The 3,909-nt window shown below is 77.2% G+C and carries 3 protein-coding genes; 2 read left to right on the top strand and 1 reads right to left on the bottom strand.

The window, feature by feature from the left end; genetic code table 11:
• Positions 1-26 precede the first annotated feature (26 nt).
• Positions 27-1,523, bottom strand: a complete 1,497-nt coding sequence (locus tag ACFV0G_RS35845; protein ID WP_380556970.1) for a PLP-dependent aminotransferase family protein — start codon at positions 1,521-1,523, stop codon at positions 27-29.
• 99 nt (positions 1,524-1,622) lie between these two features.
• Between ACFV0G_RS35845 and ACFV0G_RS35840 the strand changes: the two genes are divergently transcribed.
• Positions 1,623-2,246 carry a YitT family protein gene (locus ACFV0G_RS35840; RefSeq protein ID WP_380556968.1) on the top strand — a complete coding sequence of 208 codons (624 nt, stop codon included), beginning with the start codon at positions 1,623-1,625 and terminating at the stop codon, positions 2,244-2,246.
• 155 nt (positions 2,247-2,401) lie between these two features.
• Positions 2,402-3,909, top strand: a 1,508-nt coding sequence (recN, locus tag ACFV0G_RS35835) for a DNA repair protein RecN (RefSeq protein WP_380556972.1), incomplete at its 3' end; no start/stop codon positions are given.

Genomic DNA, 3,909 nt, shown 5'->3' with positions numbered 1-3,909 from the left:
GCCGAGGGCCGCCGACCCGCTGCGTGCTACACCGCCAGGGTCTGGGCGACCGGGTCGCCCGGCCAGCGGTCGGCGCCGGCCGCCTCGGCGGCAGCGGCGAGGCGGGCCACCGCGTCCGGGGCGGCCGCCGGCGGGACGGTCAGCGGGATCCGCAGATAGTCCTCGAAGGCGCCGTCCACGCCGAACCGGGCACCCGCCGCGAGCCGCACGCCCGTCCGCTCGCCGGCCCGGGCGAGTGCGGCGCCGGAGATCCCGTCGGTGGCCAGCCAGAGCGCCAGCCCGCCGGGCGGCACGGCGAACCGCCAGCCGGGCAGGCGCCGGCGGAGTTCGGCGGTGAGGGCGTCGGCACTGGCCCGCAGCCGGTCCAGCTGGTGCGCCCGCACCTCGTCCAGGTGCTCGGTGAGCAGGACCGCGGCGATCAGCTGGTCGAGAACGGCGGTGCCGACGTCGCTGAAGACCCGGTCGCTCGCCAACTGCCGAACCAGCGCCGGTGCGGCCCGCAGCCAGCCGATCCGCAGCCCGCCCCAGAGCAGCTTGCTGGCCGAGCCGACGGTGACCACCTGGGCGGCCCGGTCGAGGGCGGCGGTCGGCCGCGGCAGTGCGGCGTCCTCGACGCCCCAGCCGAGTTCGGCGGTGGTCTCGTCCACCAGCAGCACCGTGCCGGCGGCCCGGGCGGCGGCGAGCAGCTCCCGCCGCTGCTCCTCGGGTACCAGCGCGCCGGTCGGGTTGTGGAAGTCCGGGATGACGTACGCGGCCCGGGGGGCGGCGCCGCGCAGGACGCGCCGCCACTCGGCGAGGTCCCAGCCGGGCACGCCGTCGGGGGCGGTCAGCGGAACGGGGACCAGCCGGGCGCCGCCGCGGCGCAGCGACTGGAGGGTGTGGGCGTAGCTGGGCGCCTCGACGGCCACCCGGTCGCCGAGGCCGAGCAGGGCGCGCCGGGCGAGGTGCAGGGCGCCCATGGCGCCGGTGGTGATCAGGATCTGGTCCGGTGAGGTGGGCAGTCCGCGTTCGGTGAAGCGCCGGGCGACGGCCTCCCGGAGGACCGGCAGGCCGGTGGGGTAGTGGCCGTGTCCGGCGGCGTCGGCGGGCAGCTGCTCCACGGCGCGGGCGGCGGCCCGGCCCAGGTACGGCTGGGGTGCGGGCAGCGCGGCGACGCCCAGGTCGACCACGGTGTCGCGCTCGTCCGGCGGCACGGGGTGCTGGGCGTCGGCGGGCGGCCGGGTGCCCTCGGGCAGGGCCGTCCAGCTGCCGGCGCCGCGGCGGCTGTGCAGGTAGCCGTCGGCCCGCAGTGCCTCGAAGGCGGCGGCGACGGTGGTGCGGCTGAGGGCCAGTTCGGAGGCGAGCTCGCGTTCGGCGGGCAGCCGGGTGCCGACCGGCAGCCGGCCGTCGGCGACCAGGGCGCCGATCCGGCGGGCCAGCGCGCGGTAGGCCGGGAGGGCCCGGCCGGCGGGCTCGGGCAGGCGGGCGCCGGCCAGCAGGCGGGCCAGTGCGGGCGGGCCGATGGTGCTGTGCCAGGCGCTCACGCGGCGCCTCCAGTCCACTCGGATCGAATTGGCCCTGGATCGGACCTGGTTGGACTCCTCATGATGGGGCCGATTCACTTCCCCTTGCAAGGAGCCTCCATGGCCGCCACCGCCGCCGCACCGACCCGTACTGCCGACCGGCTCGGCCGCCGCCTCGTCCAGCTCGCCGGCGGCCTCACCCTGTACGGGACGAGCATGGGCCTGATGCTGCGGGCCTCGCTGGGCGGCAACCCTTGGGACGTCTTCCACCAGGGCCTCTCCCGCCACCTCGGGATGAGCGTGGGCGTCTGGGTGACCGTGGTCGGCGCCCTGGTGCTGCTGCTGTGGATCCCGCTGCGCCAGCGGCCCGGTGTCGGGACGGTCGGCAACGTGCTGGTGCTCGGCGCCGCCATGGACGTCACCATGCGGCTGGTCGACGCCCCGCACCCGCTGCCCGCCCGGATCGCGCTGCTGGTTTGCGGCATCGTCCTCAACGGCCTGGCCACCGGCCTCTACATCGGCGCCCGCCTCGGCCCCGGCCCGCGCGACGGCCTGATGACCGGCCTGCACCGGCGCACCGGCCGCTCGCTGCGGCTGATCCGCACCGGCATCGAGCTGACCGTGCTCGCCGCCGGCATCCTGCTCGGCGGCACCTTCGGCGTCGGCACGATCGCGTACGCCCTGGCCATCGGCCCGCTCGCACAGTTCTTCCTGCGCTGGTGCACCGTCCCCGAACGGAACTGAGGACGGCCGCTCGCCCGCCCGCCCCGCGGCCCGGCCCGCCGGTGTCCGGCGAACCGTCCCAAGCCGCCCGGAAGGGATGAACTTGGCGCCCCGGTGCCCGGGCTCGTCGCGCACCGACGGTGGAACCTCGTAAGGTCGTCTCCGTGTTGGACGAGATGCGGATACGGGATCTTGGCGTCATCGACGACGCCGTGGTCGAGCTGGCGCCCGGTTTCACCGCGGTGACCGGCGAGACCGGCGCGGGCAAGACCATGGTGGTGACCAGCCTCGGACTCCTGCTCGGCGGCCGGGCGGACCCGGCGCTGGTGCGCAACGGCTCCGAACGGGCCGTCGTCGAGGGGCGGCTCAGCCTGCCCGCCGGCTCCCCGGTGGTCGCCCGCGCCCAGGAGGCCGGCGCCGAGCTGGACGACGGCGAGCTGCTGATCAGCCGCACCGTCTCCGCCGAGGGCCGCTCACGGGCCCACGTCGGCGGCCGGTCCGTCCCGGTCGGCCTGCTCGCGGAGCTCGGCGAGGACCTGATCGCCGTGCACGGCCAGACCGACCAGCAGCGGCTGCTGCGCCCCTCCCGGCAGCGCGGCGCGCTCGACCGCTACGCGGGCGAGGCGGTCGCCGAGCCGCTGGCCCGCTACCGCGAGGTGTACCGGCGGCTGCGCGAGGTCTCCGCGACGCTGGAGGAGCTGACCACCCGGGCCAGGGAGCGCGCCCAGGAGGCCGACCTGCTCCGGTTCGGGCTGGACGAGGTCGCCGCCGCCGAGCCGGTCGCGGGCGAGGACACCGAGCTCGCCGCCGAGTCCGAGCGGCTCGGCCACGCCGATGCGCTCTCCTCCGCGGCGACCCTGGCGCACGCCGCGCTGGCCGGCGACCCGGCGGACCCGGACTCGGTCGACGCCGGCACCCTGGTCGCCCAGGCCCGGCGGGCCCTGGACGCCGTCCGCCAGCACGACGAGCGGCTCGCCGCCCTCGCCGACCGGCTGGACGAGGTCGGCTACCTGCTGGCCGACGTCGCCGGCGACCTCGCCGGGTACGCGGACGACCTGGACGCCGACCCCGTGCGGCTGGCCGCCGTCGAGGAGCGCCGGGCCGTGCTCGCGCAGCTGCTGCGCAAGTACGCCGGCGCCGAGGGCACCCTGGCCGAGGTCCTGGAGTGGTCGGAGGCCGGCGCGCTGCGGCTCGCCGAACTCGACGGCGACGACGAGCGGATCGACGAACTCGGCGCGCAGGAGAACGAGTTGCGGGCCGAGCTGGCCCGGCTCGCGGCCGAGGTGTCGGCGGCCCGGCACGCCGCCGCCGACCGGTTCGCCGCAGCCGTCTCCGCCGAGCTCGCCGAGCTCGCCATGCCGCACGCCCGGGTGAGCTTCGCGATCACCCTGGTCGACGACCTGTCCGGCATCGAGATCGACGGCCGCACGGTCTCCTACGGCCCGCACGGCGTGGACGAGGTCGAGGTGCTGCTCGCCCCGCACCCGGGCGCCCAGCCGCGGCCGATCGCCAAGGGCGCCTCCGGCGGTGAGCTGTCCCGGGTGATGCTCGCCGTCGAGGTGGTGTTCGCCGGTGCCGACCCGGTGCCGACCTACCTGTTCGACGAGGTGGACGCCGGCGTGGGGGGGGGGGGGGGCGGGGGTATGGGGAGGCGGGGGGGGCCAAAAGACACCCCCCCCCAACA

This window comes from Kitasatospora sp. NPDC059571 (assembly GCF_042735675.1).
Taxonomy (GTDB): Bacteria; Actinomycetota; Actinomycetes; order Streptomycetales; family Streptomycetaceae; genus Kitasatospora.
This window is presented reverse-complemented; position numbering and strand designations above follow the sequence as displayed.

What these genes read in the sequence shown, in the direction of transcription:
- ACFV0G_RS35840 (WP_380556968.1), top strand. Translation starts at nt 1,623, where the DNA reads ATGGCCGCCACCGCCGCCGCACCGACCCGTACTGCCGACCGGCTCGGC.